General features: G+C 65.9%; 12 protein-coding genes and 1 pseudogene. 8 read left to right on the top strand and 5 right to left on the bottom strand.

The features are described 5' to 3' along the window. Positions 1-18: 18 nt before the first annotated feature. Positions 19-1,248, bottom strand: a pseudogene (locus tag ACTIFK_RS02835) (Mrp/NBP35 family ATP-binding protein); the annotation flags it as partial. A 347-nt stretch (positions 1,249-1,595) separates the two neighbouring features. Between ACTIFK_RS02835 and ACTIFK_RS02830 the strand changes: the two are divergent. From ACTIFK_RS02830 to ACTIFK_RS02820, 3 genes are all read left to right on the top strand, one after another. Then, positions 1,596-2,207: a TRAP transporter small permease subunit gene (locus ACTIFK_RS02830; RefSeq protein WP_439541519.1), complete on the top strand. Its 612-nt coding sequence runs from the start codon at positions 1,596-1,598 to the stop codon at positions 2,205-2,207. A 67-nt stretch (positions 2,208-2,274) separates the two neighbouring features. Continuing rightward, positions 2,275-4,203 carry a TRAP transporter large permease gene (locus ACTIFK_RS02825; protein WP_439541518.1) on the top strand — a complete coding sequence of 643 codons (1,929 nt, stop codon included), beginning with the start codon at positions 2,275-2,277 and terminating at the stop codon, positions 4,201-4,203. 435 nt (positions 4,204-4,638) lie between these two features. Beyond that, complete coding sequence (locus ACTIFK_RS02820) at positions 4,639-5,391, top strand: M48 family metallopeptidase (RefSeq protein ID WP_439541517.1); 753 nt, start codon at positions 4,639-4,641, stop codon at positions 5,389-5,391. Between the two features lie 3 nt (positions 5,392-5,394). On the opposite strand, the gene ACTIFK_RS02815 is transcribed toward ACTIFK_RS02820, so the two are convergent. Together ACTIFK_RS02815 and ACTIFK_RS02810 are read right to left on the bottom strand one after the other, a co-directional pair. Then, positions 5,395-7,530: a transglycosylase domain-containing protein gene (locus ACTIFK_RS02815; RefSeq protein WP_439541516.1), complete on the bottom strand. Its 2,136-nt coding sequence runs from the start codon at positions 7,528-7,530 to the stop codon at positions 5,395-5,397. A 149-nt stretch (positions 7,531-7,679) separates the two neighbouring features. After that, a complete protein-coding gene (locus ACTIFK_RS02810; protein ID WP_439541515.1) occupies positions 7,680-7,964 on the bottom strand; it encodes a hypothetical protein in 285 nt (94 codons plus the stop codon). A gap of 183 nt (positions 7,965-8,147) precedes the next feature. Here ACTIFK_RS02810 and ACTIFK_RS02805 point away from each other — a divergent pair, with 183 nt between their 5' ends. Both ACTIFK_RS02805 and ACTIFK_RS02800 read left to right on the top strand, forming a co-directional pair. After that, complete coding sequence (locus tag ACTIFK_RS02805) at positions 8,148-8,582, top strand: DUF4112 domain-containing protein (protein ID WP_439541514.1); 435 nt, start codon at positions 8,148-8,150, stop codon at positions 8,580-8,582. Between the two features lie 202 nt (positions 8,583-8,784). Continuing rightward, complete coding sequence (locus tag ACTIFK_RS02800) at positions 8,785-9,135, top strand: hypothetical protein (RefSeq protein WP_439541513.1); 351 nt, start codon at positions 8,785-8,787, stop codon at positions 9,133-9,135. 49 nt (positions 9,136-9,184) lie between these two features. Here ACTIFK_RS02800 and ACTIFK_RS02795 read toward each other — a convergent pair whose 3' ends face one another. Next, on the bottom strand, positions 9,185-10,702 hold the full coding sequence (locus ACTIFK_RS02795) for a DUF2779 domain-containing protein (RefSeq protein ID WP_439541512.1): 1,518 nt from the start codon (positions 10,700-10,702) through the stop codon (positions 9,185-9,187). Positions 10,703-10,891: 189 nt separating this feature from the next. Between ACTIFK_RS02795 and msrP the strand changes: the two genes are divergently transcribed. Genes msrP through msrB form a run of 3 tightly spaced genes read left to right on the top strand, consistent with a single transcriptional unit; the run spans position 10,892 to position 12,911 of the window. Continuing rightward, complete coding sequence (msrP, locus tag ACTIFK_RS02790) at positions 10,892-11,839, top strand: protein-methionine-sulfoxide reductase catalytic subunit MsrP (RefSeq protein ID WP_439541511.1); 948 nt, start codon at positions 10,892-10,894, stop codon at positions 11,837-11,839. A 37-nt stretch (positions 11,840-11,876) separates the two neighbouring features. Then, positions 11,877-12,485 carry a protein-methionine-sulfoxide reductase heme-binding subunit MsrQ gene (gene msrQ / locus ACTIFK_RS02785; RefSeq protein ID WP_439541551.1) on the top strand — a complete coding sequence of 203 codons (609 nt, stop codon included), beginning with the start codon at positions 11,877-11,879 and terminating at the stop codon, positions 12,483-12,485. Positions 12,486-12,530: 45 nt separating this feature from the next. After that, positions 12,531-12,911, top strand: a complete 381-nt coding sequence (gene msrB / locus ACTIFK_RS02780) for a peptide-methionine (R)-S-oxide reductase MsrB (RefSeq protein ID WP_439541510.1) — start codon at positions 12,531-12,533, stop codon at positions 12,909-12,911. Between the two features lie 214 nt (positions 12,912-13,125). On the opposite strand, the gene ACTIFK_RS02775 is transcribed toward msrB, so the two are convergent. Next, a complete protein-coding gene (locus ACTIFK_RS02775; RefSeq protein ID WP_439541550.1) occupies positions 13,126-13,584 on the bottom strand; it encodes a YcgN family cysteine cluster protein in 459 nt (152 codons plus the stop codon). Between the last annotated feature and the right edge of the window lie 85 nt (positions 13,585-13,669).

Genomic DNA, 13,669 nt, shown 5'->3' with positions numbered 1-13,669 from the left:
CCCGTCATGCATCACTTCGAGCTCCGGGGGCTTCATGCCGCGCCCCGCGGCGCGCTCAAGTTCGCCCCACGCTTTGGCGGCGATCTCGCGGAACACCTGCGCCGGTGCGCTGTCCGGTGCGGTCGCGGTAATCGGCCGGCCGGCGTCGGACGTCTCGCGCACGTCCATCGTCAGCGGCACTTCTCCGAGGAACGGCACGCCGACCTTCTCGGCCTCCGCCTTCGCCCCGCCGTGCCCGAAGATGTCGTAGCGCGCGCCCGTATCGGGAGCGATGAAGTAGCTCATGTTCTCGACGATGCCGAGAATGGGCACGCTCACCTTCTTGAACATGGCGAGGCCCTTGCGCGCGTCGATGAGCGCGAGATCCTGCGGCGTCGAGACGATGACGACCCCCGCCAGCGGCACCTGCTGAGCAATTGTGAGCTGCACGTCGCCGGTGCCGGGCGGCATGTCGATCACGAGCACGTCGAGATCGCCCCACAGCACCTCGCGCAGCATCTGGTTCAGCGCACCGACCACCATCGGACCGCGCCAGACGATCGGTGTGCCTTCGTCGACCATGTACCCCATGGACATCGACTTGAGGCCGTAGGCTTCCATCGGCACGAGCTTCTTGCCTTCGGCCTGCGTCGGTTTGCCCGTGATGCCGAGCAGACGCGGCTGCGACGGCCCGTAGATGTCCGCATCCATGATGCCGGCCTTGAGGCCGATGGCCTGGAAGCCGAGCGCGAGATTGACGGCGACCGTCGACTTGCCGACGCCGCCCTTTCCGGACGCGACGGCGACGATGTGCCTGACGCCGGGAACGCCGGCCGTCTGCTTGACGCCTGTAGCGGCGGCAGGAGGCGGCGCCCCTTTTGGCGCTGCCGGGCGCGCGCTGTCCCCGGCGACTCCTTGCGCTCGCGCCGCCGTGACGCGCGGATGCTCGGGCGACGTGCCCGAAGGAGGCGCAGAGGAGGCGGTCGGCCGCGTCGGCGCCTGCGGGCGGCGCTGTCCCGCAGCCGCTTCTGCCGTCAGCACCGCGACGACGCCCGTGACGCCCTCGACCTCGCGCACCACCTTCTCCGCCGCGCCGCGCAGCGGCTCCAGCTCCTCGGCGCGCGACGCCGGAACGGTGATCGAGAAATAGACGCGCCCGTCCTTGATCAGGATATCCGAGACCAGCCCGAGATCGACGATGTTGCCGTCGAGGTCCGGTCCCTTCACGCGGCGCAGCCGCTCGATGACCTGCGCCTTCAAATCGGACATGGACGTGCTCCTGGGTAATGGGATCGCATGGGGCTGCGACGGTGGTCGGGATGGCAAGGGGGTCGGGGATGGTTGGACCCACTGCCCTACGTCAACGGCGGCAAACGCGCAACGGTGGTCGTGTGAAACGCGCAAAGGAGGTCGTGTGGAACGCGCAACGGAGGTCGTGTGGAACGCGCAAAGGAGGAACTGTCCGGAGTTCTCCCCGGCCGTCCGTTCAGATATAGGAAGGCTTTCGGATATAGGAAGGCTGCCCGGCGCTCTGCCGAGGGGGCCAGCCCGAAGGCAGAAAGCCAAGCGCGCGCCGCGGAACACAGTGCGCGCCGCGGGACACGAGGGGGAGGACGATGAAAGAGCTGCTCGCCGTGAGCCGCCTGATCGATCGCGCGTCCGGAGCGCTGGGGCGCTCGGTTGCGTGGCTCATCGTCGTCGCGGCCGTCATCAGCGCCAGCAACGCCGTGGTGCGCAAGGCCTTCGACTGGAGCGCGAATTCGCTCCTGGAGGTGCAGTGGTGGCTGTTCGCGGCGGTTTTCCTGCTGGCCGCGCCCTGGACACTGGCCGTCAACGAGCACATTCGCATCGATGTGGTGAACAGCCGCCTGTCGGCCCGCGCGCGCAACATCATCGAGCTGATCGGCCACGCCGTCTTCCTGCTGCCGACCGCCGCCATGATCGTCTACACGTCCTCGATCTTCTTCGCGAACTCCTACGCTCAGAACGAGCAATCGCCGAATGCGGGCGGCCTGCCACAGTGGCCCGTCAAAATCCTCATCCCGATCGCGTTCGCGTGGCTCTTCGCTCAAGGGATTTCTGAGCTGATCAAGCGGATTGCTATCATGCGCGGCGACCTGGCCGAGCCGGTCACGCACGGCTCGTACCACGAGGCCGCCATCGAGGCCGGCTCGGACCAGTCTCACGAAGGGGGCGGCCCGTCGGCGCCGCCTGCCGGCCGGACATGAACACCACCGGGCCGAGCGGCCACCTCCCGGCGACGAGGGGCCACATCAACAGGAAACCGGCAATCGCATGACCGCCTTTCTCGCGCAAAATCTCGCGCCGATCATGTTCCTGGCTCTCGTCGGCTTTTTGCTGCTCGGCTACCCCGTGGCGTTTTCGCTCGGCGCGGTCGGGCTCGCCTTCTTCGTTGTCGGCGTTGAGCTGGCCCCGCATTCGGACGGAGTCATCACGCTGTCCTGGCATCTCCTGCAATCGATGCCGGGACGCATCTTCGACGTCATGCGCAACGAGACGCTGCTTGCGATCCCGTTCTTTACGTTCATGGGGCTGATCCTCGAGCGCTCCGGCATGGCCGAAGATCTCCTGGAAACCATCGGCCAGCTCTTCGGCACCGTGCGGGGAGGATTGGCTTATGCGGTGATCTTCGTCGGCGCGCTGCTCGCCGCGACCACCGGCGTCGTGGCCGCCAGCGTCATCTCAATGGGCCTGATCTCCCTTCCGATCATGCTGCGCTACGGTTACGACCGCCGCTTGGCCTCTGGCGTCATCGCGGCCTCGGGCACGCTGGCGCAGATCATTCCCCCGTCGCTGGTTCTCATCGTTCTGGCCGACCAACTCGGCCGTTCGGTCGACGACATGTACAAGGCCGCGATCCTGCCCGGCCTGCTGCTCGCCGGTCTCTACGCCGTCTATGTGTTCGTCGCGTCCATGCTCAAGCCGGGCTCCGCGCCCGGTCTGCCGATCGAGGCCGTCGGACACCGCGAGCCCGACGGCTCGCGCGGGCTGCTCTCGCTGTTCGTGCTGGCGGTGATGTCGACAGGATTTGCCGCCTGGATGATGGAGGGCAGCCGGTATCAGGGAATTGACGCCGCAATCCTCGCCATGGCCTGGGGCATCTCATTCGCATTTGCCGCCGCCGTCATCAATCGTGCGTGGACAATGTTGACCGGCCGCGGCGCGCTGTCCGTCATCGCGGAGCGCGTGACCTTCGTGATGGTGCCGCCGCTGCTGCTCATCTTCCTGGTGCTCGGCACGATCCTGGTCGGCATTGCGACGCCGACCGAAGGCGGCGCCATGGGAGCCGTCGGTGCGATGCTTCTGGCCGCCGGCAAACGCTACAGCGACGGCGACCGCCGCCGGTTCAACTCCGAGATCGTCCGCCAGGCCGCCCAGGCGACGGCGAAGCTCTCGGCATTCGTCATGTTCATCCTGATCGGCGCGCGGATTTTTTCGCTGACCTTCTACGGCGTCAACGGCCACATCTGGGTCGAGCACCTGCTGACCTCGCTGCCGGGCGGCATGTACGGCTTCCTCATCGCCGTCATGGTGCTGATCTTCCTGCTCGCCTTCTTCCTCGATTTCTTCGAGCTGTGTTTCATCCTCGTGCCGCTGCTGAAGCCCGCGGCCGAAGCCATCTTCCGAAACTCCCCCGAAGCGATCGCCCTTGCCAAGGGCATGGGAATGGCCGTCATCAGCACCACCGACAGCGCCGGCGTGATCAGCGAGCACGTGGCCGACGTCACGCCCTTCATCATATGGTTCGGCGTTTTGCTGGCTGTGAACATGCAGACGAGCTTCATGCACCCGCCGTTCGGGTTCGCGCTGTTCTACCTAAGGAGCGTCGCGCCGCGCGAAGCCTATCGCGACAAGGTGACGGGCCGCATGATGCCGCCTGTCAAGACGAGCGAGATCTATTGGGGCGCCATCCCGTTCCTTGTCATTCAGCTTGTGATGGTGGCCGTCCTGATCGCCACGCCGTCGCTGGTGATGACGAAGCCCGGAGCGCACAGAGCGCACGCGCCGCCAGCCATATCGTCGCGGCCGCAGCCGTCGGGCCCCGTCCAGGAACGCGGACGGTTCGCGCTTCCCGCGTCGCCCCCGTGGATCGAAGGCGCGCGCGAGGCGCCGCCAGCGGACGATGGCGGGCCGACTCTCGACATGCGAAAATTGCCGAATTTCGACGCACCGGAGCGCGCCCTTCCGCATAATTCGCGGTAGCCCTGCGTTGTCGATCCGCGTCGAGCGTTCAACGTCTTGGCGCGGGAAAGTGCGGGACCGCTTGCGGTACGATTTCGACCCGCCGCGCCGAAAGTTTTGACGACGTTTGATACAGCGCCGCACACTCGTGCGCTCACGGCAAGCAAAAAAAGCGCGTCGCGGTGTGCACGCCAAAACTCATGTCGCGCACGGGGTCGTCGTGTTCCGATGTGCATGGGGCTGTAACGCAACAGTGCTCGAATCTGTGTGACGCGTCACAATTTCAGACTGGTGATGAGGTTCAGTCTATTGCTAAGTGGAGAGCAAGGATCGAGCGCGGCGCGAAGCGCGCCAGAGCATGAGACAGCCGCTCGATCCATCGCAACCAACACAGCGTATCGCAACCAACAGAGCGTCGCGCGTTCGCACAATCAGCGCCGGTTCCGAAAGTCATCAATGCGGAAGACAAGAAGCTTTGCGTCTCCGTCGCTCAAGAGCGACAAACTCGACACCCTCGGAGCGCCGGTCGAGGTGCGCCGTCATCCCGGCGCGCGCCGCCTCACGTTGCGCATCAGCCGCTCGCGGCGCACGGTCATCGTCACGTTGCCGGTTCAGTGCCACATCGATGAGGCCGGCACCTTCATCACCCGCAACATCGATTGGGTGCGCGCACGCCTCGATAGCCTGCCCACCGCCGTGCCGTTCAAGGATGGCGTCTTCATTCCACTGCGCGGCGAGCCGCATCGCGTGATTTACTCGGGCGCATCGCGCCGCCTGCCTGTCGAGCGCAAGCTCACCGGCTCGTTCCCGGAACTGCACGTCTCCGGCCAGCCCGAGCACGCTCCGCGCCGCCTGAAGGACTGGTTGGCGAAGGAATCTCACCGCGACCTCGATGCGCGCGTCGCCTACCACGCCAAGCGCCTGCGCGTTTCGCCGAAGCGCATTGCCGTGCGTGACCAAAGCAGCCGCTGGGGCTCGTGCTCCACCACCGGCGTGCTCTCGTTTTCCTGGCGCCTGATCATGGCGCCGCCGGAGATCCTCGACTACGTTGCCGCCCACGAGGTCGCACATCTGCGTGAAATGAACCACGGCCCCCGCTTCTGGGCTCTGGTCAGCGAGACCATGCCGGCCCTCGACGACGCCAAGCGCTGGCTCCAGATTTACGGCATGGATCTGCACCGCTACGGTGCCGTGTCGGACGACGCCTGAGCGTCAATTGGCTCGCGGCGGCCGCACCACGATGCGGCTGGTCCCGGTGACCGTCGTTTGCCCCGCCGCCCCCTCGATCCGCGAAGCCCCCCGGTCGCTCGGCACCGCCTCAGCCTCTGCCAACGTGGCCGGCGTGAGCGCCTTGGCGATGAAATCCGCTTCGATCCGCGCCACCGGGTGGGCCTTTTCGGCGTCGGCAAGCGGCGCGCTGCGCCCGGCAGCGTCCGGCAGCGGCAGGGGCGCGAGCCCGCGATGCGCCTCCTCCATGACGCCGTGCCAGATTTCCGCCGGCAGCGAGCCCCCGACGACTTTGTTCATTGACTGGCCATCGTCGTTGCCGACCCACACTCCCGCCGTCAGATGCGCGGTGTACCCGACGAACCAGGCATCGCGAAAATCCTGCGTCGTGCCTGTCTTGCCGGCCACCATGTGCCCGGCGATGGCGGCGCGCCGTCCGGTGCCGAACTGAACCGCCGTGGACAGCATGTCGTTCATGGCCGCCACCGAGCGGCGCGGAATGGCAGGCGCCGAGCGCGCCGCGAGGCGCTGAAACAGCACCTTGCCGTCGCCTGTGCGAATGCGGCGGATCGCATAGGGCGCATTGACGTAGCCGCCGTTGGCGAACGCCGCATAAGCTCCCGCGAGATCGAGCAGCGACACCTCGGACGTCCCGAGCGCCAGCGATCCGTTCGCTTTGAGGGGCGAGGTCATGCCGAGCCGGCGCGCCGTCGCCGCGACCTTATCGGCGCCCGCATCGAGCAGCAGGCGCACCGAGACGGTGTTGATCGATTGCGCTAGCGCGTTGCGAAGCGTGGTTGCGCCGACATGGCGGCCGTTGTCGTTCTTTGGCGACCACCGCCCGTCCCTGATCGGCTCATCCACCACAACGGAATCCGGCGTCAGCCCGCGTTCGAGCGCGGTCAGGTAGACGACGGGTTTGAAAGCCGATCCCGGCTGGCGGTGCGCTTTGACCGCGCGGTTGAACTGGCTGTCGGCGTAGGAGCGGCCGCCGACGAGCGCCCGGATGCCGCCATCCGGCGCCAGCACGACGACCGCCGCCTGACCCGCATTGAGGGTCGCGCCTGATGCCGCGAGCGTCTTCTCGACAATCTCGCCCGTGCGCCGCTGCAGCCCCGCATCGAGCGTCGTTTCGATGACGATCTCGTCGCGGTCGCTGCCCTCGAACGACGCCGACGCATCGAGCACGTAATCGACCGCGTAAGCCATGTCGGCCTGGTCCGGCACGCGCATCAGTGGCGAGAAGCGAACCTCCGCGGCGCGCGCCTCGCGAGCGTCCTCCTCGGTAATGAAGCCCGCATCGAGCATCTTGCCGATCACGACGCGGCCGCGCGTGACGGCCTGCACCGGGCTCGAGCTTGGCGCATATTTGGAGGGCGCCTTGAGCAGCCCGGCGATTACGGCCGCCTCGGGCAGCGTCAGCTCGCGCGCGGATTTTCCGAAGTAGCGTTGCGACGCCGCCTCGATGCCGTGCGCGCCGCCGCCGAAATAGACGCGATTGACGTAGAGTTCCAGAATCTCGGTCTTGGAAAGCCGGAGCTCGAGCCACAGCGCCAGCACCACTTCCTCCGCCTTGCGGGCGAATGTCCGGTCGGAGGAGAGAAACAGGTTCTTGGCCAGCTGCTGCGTGATCGTGGAGCCGCCCTGCGTCAGCCGGCCGGATTTGAGGTTCACGAGCGTCGCGCGCAACAGCCCGAGCGGGTCGAGACCATGGTGGGCGAAGAAACGCCTGTCCTCCGTCGCCACCACGGCGTTGGTCACGCGCGCCGGCAACATGTCGAGGGGAACGTAAGCGCGCGACACGCCGCGCTCGGCGATCGGGCTGCCGTCGTGCCCGACGATGCGGATGACGGGTCCGGTCGATTTGAGTCGCATCGAAAGCGGATCGGGAAACGCGACGGTGTAATAGATGAAGAGCGCGCCGATGCAGACTGCGGCGGCGCAGAAGGCGGCGACGGGGGCCAGCACGAGCAAGCGGAAACGAAGCGGAAGGTCGGAGAAGCGGCCGGACCACGCACGCGTCTCCGCTGCCTCCACAGGCACGTAGCTCTGTGGCGGATACTGATAATGCGGCCCGTCCGGATGGTACGGAGGCCGGTGGTCTCGCCCGTCGTAGTCCATGCCCCTTCGAGCCCTCACGCGAAGCCGACCGACACGGTTTCAGGAGGAGCGGCACGACGCCTGTAAATCTCAGGACTGTGCGGCCCGGAAGGATTATCGCGCGCGCGGACTAACGCGGCGTTAACCGGCTTTGGGGAGACGACGCGGGCTCAGGCGCGTCGCACGAACGGCGCGGCGATGAGCGCCAGGAAGATGCGCGCGGCAATCGTGAAGAACATGAAGAGGAGCTGGCGTTCTTCGAGCAGCAGCTCGACCCAGATGTTGTACTTGGGATCGATGCCTGTTGTCGTGATGACGCCCTTCAGGTCGCGCGCCCAGCCGAGCATCCGCGACAGCGTTTCGGGTGAATTGTAGCCGACCAGCGCCAGCGCGAAGGCGCCGAGGATGAGAGACAGAAAAATCGTGCTCGTGCCCAGCAGAAGACGCAACAGCATGGTGCAATCCCTTCCGTCCCACCGCGCGGCATGACCGCGCGGATTGTCATTCCCCAATCTTGAATGGAACTCCCGCCGTTCCAACGTATTGCAGCCTTGGCGGCCGCATGGATTTCAAACTAGGACCTGCGGCGTGAGGAGACAAGCTTCCCGATTTTCCGGGAGGCTGTTCAAAGAGAGCGAATGAAAACGAACACCGTCGAGCGTTACGCGGACCCCGAAGTCGAGGCTTCCGTCGCCCGTATCGAGGCGATTGCGCGGCTGATGGACGACATGTTCGTGATCCCCGGCACCAACACGCGCGTCGGCCTGGACGCGATCATCGGGCTCGTCCCGGTGGTCGGCGACCTCGTATCCCAGGCGATCTCGAGCTATCTCATTTGGGAAGCGCGCCGGCTCGGCGTGTCGCGCCTCGTTCTCGGCCGCATGATTGCCAATACGGCGATCGACACGGTCGTCGGCATCATCCCCTTCGTCGGCGATGCGTTCGACGTCGCGTTCCGGGCCAACCGCAAGAACGTCCGCCTGCTCAAGGCGCACCTCGAAAAGCACGGCCACGTGCGCCGTGACGCCGCGTCCGGCCCCGTGATCGATGTGGCCGCGCGCCGCGTCGGGTGAAGCGGGACGGTGAGGCGGGAAAGCCTCAGGCCGTCAACGGACTGAGCTTAAAGAACGCAAGGCCCGAAAAACACTGTGGATTCTTATCCACAGCCTGTGGATTAGCGGGGCCGACTCAGGAAACAAGAATGAGACGTTCTCAAGCCGCTGTGCGCGGCGCCGGTATTGCGTAGGCCAATATGACCGCCCTGCAAGGATCGCAATGCCCAGACTTCTCAACGCTGCTGTTCTCCTCGCCGCCCTGGCACTAGCCGGCTGCTGCCGCGATACCATCCGGGAGATGGGCTCGCTGAAGGATGTCGGCGTGCACCAGAAAACGCGCCACGCCAAGGTCTCGCGCGAGACGCGCGCCGAAGGCCCCGAGCGTACGGAGCGCGCTGCTAAGGTCGAGAAGGAAGATGATGACAACGAGATCGAGACCGGCTCGGTCACGCAGCCAACGTGCCAGGGCCAGCACCTCGCCTATCAGGCAACCAAGGAATACCTGAAGAACTTCGGCCCCAAGCCGCCCGACCAGCCGGGTGAGCAGGGCCCGTGCAAGCCCGCGCAGTAGGCGCCGGCCTGAGTTCGCTGTCCGGCCGGCGCGGGCGTGCCCGGCCGTCTTAGCCGGCTTCGCGGATTTCGCGGGCCGCATAAATGTCCAGCAGTGCGCGCCAGATCTCGACCATCGCCAGCGAATCGAGCCCGCAGTAGGCGAGCAGGTTGCGGCGCGCGTCCTCCGCCTCGTCGGGCTCCAGCTCGCCCGTGACGATGGCGTTCCAGGTTTCGCTCGCCGTCGCACCCTCCTGGATCGCCATCCCCTTGTAGGAGAGCTTTGGCACCAGTGCCGGCAGCACCCATTTGATGGAGGTCTTGCCGCGGAAGCGCGGGTGGACGACCATCTGCTCGCTGAACACGTCCATGAGATCGATGAAGCGCGCATTGATCGCCGCCAGCCGGTCCGCCTCCGCCGGCAGCCGCTCCGCGAGCTTGGCGTTGATGCCTCTCTCGAACGGCTTGTTCCAGGCGATGATGCTGCCTTCGGCCGGCAGCGCGCCCGTCAGCGCGTCCACGAACGGCCGATCCGGGCAGGACCTCTCGGTGAACAGGAATTCCCGGTGCACAGCCTCCGCCCCCGGCCGCTCGACCGTATGCAGCGAGAACTGGAACGGCACGTGATTGTACGGGCTGTAGCGCGGAAACCGCGGTAGGGCGCACGGATAGGTCTCGTAATCGAGAAACGCCACCGGATAGCGGATCTCGTCGAGAAACGCCCCGAGCGGCGCCGGATCGACGTAAGGCTGCCGGCTCCGCACCGCTTCCGCCTGATGACGCTGGGGCAAGGTCAGCTCGAAGTTGGCCGGCACCTCGCGGATATCGAGAATACCGGAATCGACGAGCGCCTTGAGCTTCTTCGGCGAGGCCCCGATGCGTGTGAGGTCGTGAACGCTATAGTCCGGCACGTCGGGGTTGATGGCGGCGAACGTCGTGCATTGGCTGCTGCGGCCTTTGAAGATGCAGGCGCAGGGCGCAGGCGGCATCTCGGCCAGCGTGATCAGGTCGTGCGCGGCGTCCATCTCGGCGCGCACCGCTTCGAAGAGCGCGCTCGCCCGCTCGGTGAAATCCTCGCGCGTGAAAAGCTGGCCGATGTCGAGCGTTCCGTCGGACACGTAAGCGCCGTTGAGGCGCACGAGATGAAGGCGGCCGAGCGGAACGCCGCACTCCTGGAGCACGAGCGCCTGAAACGCGATGTCGTGGGCGTAGAGATCGTCCTTGGCGCGCCGGTCCTCGCCGCTGGTCGAGGCCTTCACCTCGTAGAGATCGTAGGCCTGCTGCGCGCCGTTCCACACCAGGATGTCGCAAGCCGTCGTGTAGCGGTCGGTCTCGAACACCGGCTGGTAGAGCACCGGTGCGTGCACCGCGACCTGCTCGGCCGTGCCGGCCGCGTCACCGCGCCGGATCAGCACGCCGCCCGGAAAGAGTGCGCGGGCACGCACGTCCACGTCGTTGCCGGTTTCGATGATGGCTTGGTCGAAAACCGAGAGCGGTTCGGCGGCGTAGGCATCGGGCCTGTGCACCTTCATCCACGCATTGTGGGCGCAGTCGCGATAGACGAGGTAATTCGTCTTGCTGAGCTTCATGTCCCCCGGCCACGCGCGGCCGCTCCCCAAACGTCCCCAGAAGTCACAACGCTTTTCCGTCGAGCCACCATATGCGGGCTGGCGCGGCCGTTCGTCAGACCCATTTAAGCGAGGGGGTCTGAAACCGAACTGGATTTTGAGCGTACAAAAAGCTGTAAGCTCAGCCAAACGTAGAATGAGGCTTTCCCCGTGCTGATCCGCAATGCGCCCGATATTCCGCGTTCAGAAATAACGCCGAAGTCCGTTTATCTCCAGCGCCGCCAGATCATGGCCGGTATCGCGGGTCTGGCCGGCCTCGCCGTCCTGCCGGCGCAGCTCGGCGCGGCGCCTTTGGCCGCCAAGCGCAGCCCGTTCTCGACCGACGAAACGCCGACCCGCAAGGCCGACGCGACGAGCTACAACAACTTCTACGAATTCGGCACCGACAAGGCCGATCCCGCCGCCAACGCAGGATCGCTGAAGCCCGCCCCATGGTCGGTCAAGATCGATGGCCTCGTCGCCAAGCCCGCGACCCTGACGCTGGACGACATCCTGAAGCCCGTCACGCTCGAGGAGCGCATCTATCGCCTGCGCTGCGTCGAAGGCTGGTCGATGGTCATCCCGTGGGTCGGATTTCCGCTGGCCGACCTGATCAAACGCGTCGAGCCGCTCGGCAGTGCCAAATACGTCGCCTTCGAAACGCTCGTGCGGCCCGGCGAGATGCCCGGCCAGCGCGGGCTGTTCCAGCCGTTGCCGTGGCCCTACGTCGAAGGCTTGCGCCTGGACGAAGCGCTGCATCCGCTGACGCTCCTTGCCACAGGCATGTACGGCGAGACACTGCCAAACCAGAACGGCGCACCGCTGCGCCTCGTCGTGCCGTGGAAGTACGGCTTCAAATCCATCAAGTCGATCGTGCGGATTTCATTCGTGGACAAGCAGCCGCCGACGACATGGCAGGCCCTCGCCGAGGAGGAATACGGCTTCTATTCGAACGTCAATCCGGAGGTCGATCATCCGCGCTGGAGCCAGGCGACGGAGCGGCGCATCGGTGAAGGCAGCGGCTTGTTCGCCAAGCGCCGCCCGACGCTCATGTTCAACGGCTATGGCGATCAGGTGGCGCAGCTCTACGCGGGATTGGACCTCCGTGCGAACTACTGACGCTCCCATCGGCGCAGCGGTGAAGCCGCGTGCGACGTTGCGGCTGTCCGCGCTGATCGGCCCCGGCAGCTGGGGCCTCTATGCGCTCGGCTTGGTGCCGGCCGCGTGGACCTTCTATCTCGCCGTCTCCGATCAGCTCGGCGCCGATCCGTTGAAGATACTCGAACGCTTCCTCGGTCTCTGGGCGCTGCGCTTCCTCGTGCTCGGCCTCGCCATCACGCCCTTGAGGCGCTTCGGCGGGGTCAACCTCATCCGCTATCGCCGCACGCTCGGCGTGCTGGCGTTCGCCTACGCGCTGCTGCATGTCGTCGTCTATGTCTGGCTCGACCAAGCCCTCGATCTCACCGCGATCTTGAAGGATATCTGGAAGCGTCCCTACATCACGATAGGTCTGCTGGCCTTCCTGATCCTCATCCCGCTGGCGGTGACGTCGAACGCGACGATGATCAAGAGGCTCGGCGCGGCGGCGTGGCAGAAGCTGCACCGTTGGGTTTATCTGGCGGCGACCGCGGCAGCCGTGCATTTTGTCATGCTGGTGAAGACGTGGCAGGCCGAGCCGCTGATCTACGCGGCCATTGTCGCCGCCTTGCTGGCGACGCGCGCCATCCGGCCGCAGAGGCCGGAACGGACAAAAGCCCGCTCCTGACGCCGCAAACGAAACGAAAAGAAAAGACCGACTGGAGAAAACGCCATGAACAAGGACGAAACGGATTTCCGGGCCAAGCTGACGCCCGAGCAGTATCGCGTGCTGCGCGAGAAGGGCACCGAGCGCCCCTTCACGGGCGAGCACTTGGACACCCATGAGGCCGGCAAGTTCACATGCGCGGCCTGCGGCAACCAGCTGTTCGCCTCGGATACCAAATTCGATTCCGGCACGGGCTGGCCGTCATTCGATCAGGCGCTGCCCGGCGCCGTCGCCTATCACACGGACATTTCGCACGGCATGGTTCGCACGGAAGTGACCTGCGCCAACTGCGGCTCGCATCTCGGGCATGTGTTCGATGACGGGCCTACGGGCACCGGCAAGCGCTACTGCATCAATTCGGTGTGTCTGAACCACAAGCCGGAATGAGCGGCGCTGCACAGAGGGGTGCCCACAAAGACGTACCCCGCTCAGGAGCCTTTCGGCTCCGGGACGGGGCAGCACCTTTCGGCGCCTGACGGTCGCCAGTGATGACGCCCGTCTGAGGATAGAACGCACAGGAGTGGGCCAGTGTTCCGGTGGAGCCCAGTGTTCCGGTGGAGATTGTTCCGGCGGCACAACGGTTCCGGCGGCGATTGTCCGTTCAGGACGTCGCTTCGCCGATGATGTAGCGCTCGATTTCGTCCTGCGGCACGCCCGCCTCGGAGCGCGCCCAGTCCCGCACCGAAACGCCGGCCTGATGCACGGTGTCCGGATCGCCGGAGATCAGCGGATGCCACCACGCCAGCCCGCGGCCTTCGTTCAGTCGGCGATAGGCGCAGCTTTCCGGCAGCCACTTGAGCTTCTTGACGGCCTTCATGTCGATCGACAGGCAATCCGGCATGCGCTGGAAACGGTTGGTGTAGTCCTTGCAGCGGCAGCTGCCGACATCGAGCAGGCTGCAGGAGAGGCGCGTCAGGAACACCTGGCCGGTGTCCTCCTCCTCGATCTTGACGAGGCAGCACTGCCCGCACCCGTCACAGAGAGAATCCCACTCGGTGGGGCTCATCTCCCCGAGCCGTTTCGTTTCCCAGAACGGCTTGACCTCGTCCGTCGACCACACGGCGTCGTCGGCGCCCGCACGACGGGCCGCCTCCGCGCCACGCTGCGCGGCGCGCTTCGAGCGTCGTGCGGCAGCGCGCTTAGCA

Source organism: Hyphomicrobium sp., assembly GCF_051860585.1.
Taxonomy (GTDB): Bacteria; Pseudomonadota; Alphaproteobacteria; order Rhizobiales; family Hyphomicrobiaceae; genus Hyphomicrobium_C.
The sequence above is the reverse complement of the archived record's forward strand: the minus strand, read 5'-3'. Positions and strand labels throughout refer to the sequence as shown.

What these genes read in the sequence shown, in the direction of transcription:
- ACTIFK_RS02795 (WP_439541512.1), bottom strand. Translation starts at nt 10,702, where the DNA reads ATGAAGCTCAGCAAGACGAATTACCTCGTCTATCGCGACTGCGCCCAC.
- ACTIFK_RS02800 (WP_439541513.1), top strand. Translation starts at nt 8,785, where the DNA reads ATGCCCAGACTTCTCAACGCTGCTGTTCTCCTCGCCGCCCTGGCACTA.
- ACTIFK_RS02815 (WP_439541516.1), bottom strand. Translation starts at nt 7,530, where the DNA reads ATGGACTACGACGGGCGAGACCACCGGCCTCCGTACCATCCGGACGGG.
- ACTIFK_RS02820 (WP_439541517.1), top strand. Translation starts at nt 4,639, where the DNA reads ATGCGGAAGACAAGAAGCTTTGCGTCTCCGTCGCTCAAGAGCGACAAA.
- ACTIFK_RS02805 (WP_439541514.1), top strand. Translation starts at nt 8,148, where the DNA reads ATGAAAACGAACACCGTCGAGCGTTACGCGGACCCCGAAGTCGAGGCT.
- ACTIFK_RS02830 (WP_439541519.1), top strand. Translation starts at nt 1,596, where the DNA reads ATGAAAGAGCTGCTCGCCGTGAGCCGCCTGATCGATCGCGCGTCCGGA.
- ACTIFK_RS02810 (WP_439541515.1), bottom strand. Translation starts at nt 7,964, where the DNA reads ATGCTGTTGCGTCTTCTGCTGGGCACGAGCACGATTTTTCTGTCTCTC.
- ACTIFK_RS02825 (WP_439541518.1), top strand. Translation starts at nt 2,275, where the DNA reads ATGACCGCCTTTCTCGCGCAAAATCTCGCGCCGATCATGTTCCTGGCT.
- msrB (WP_439541510.1), top strand. Translation starts at nt 12,531, where the DNA reads ATGAACAAGGACGAAACGGATTTCCGGGCCAAGCTGACGCCCGAGCAG.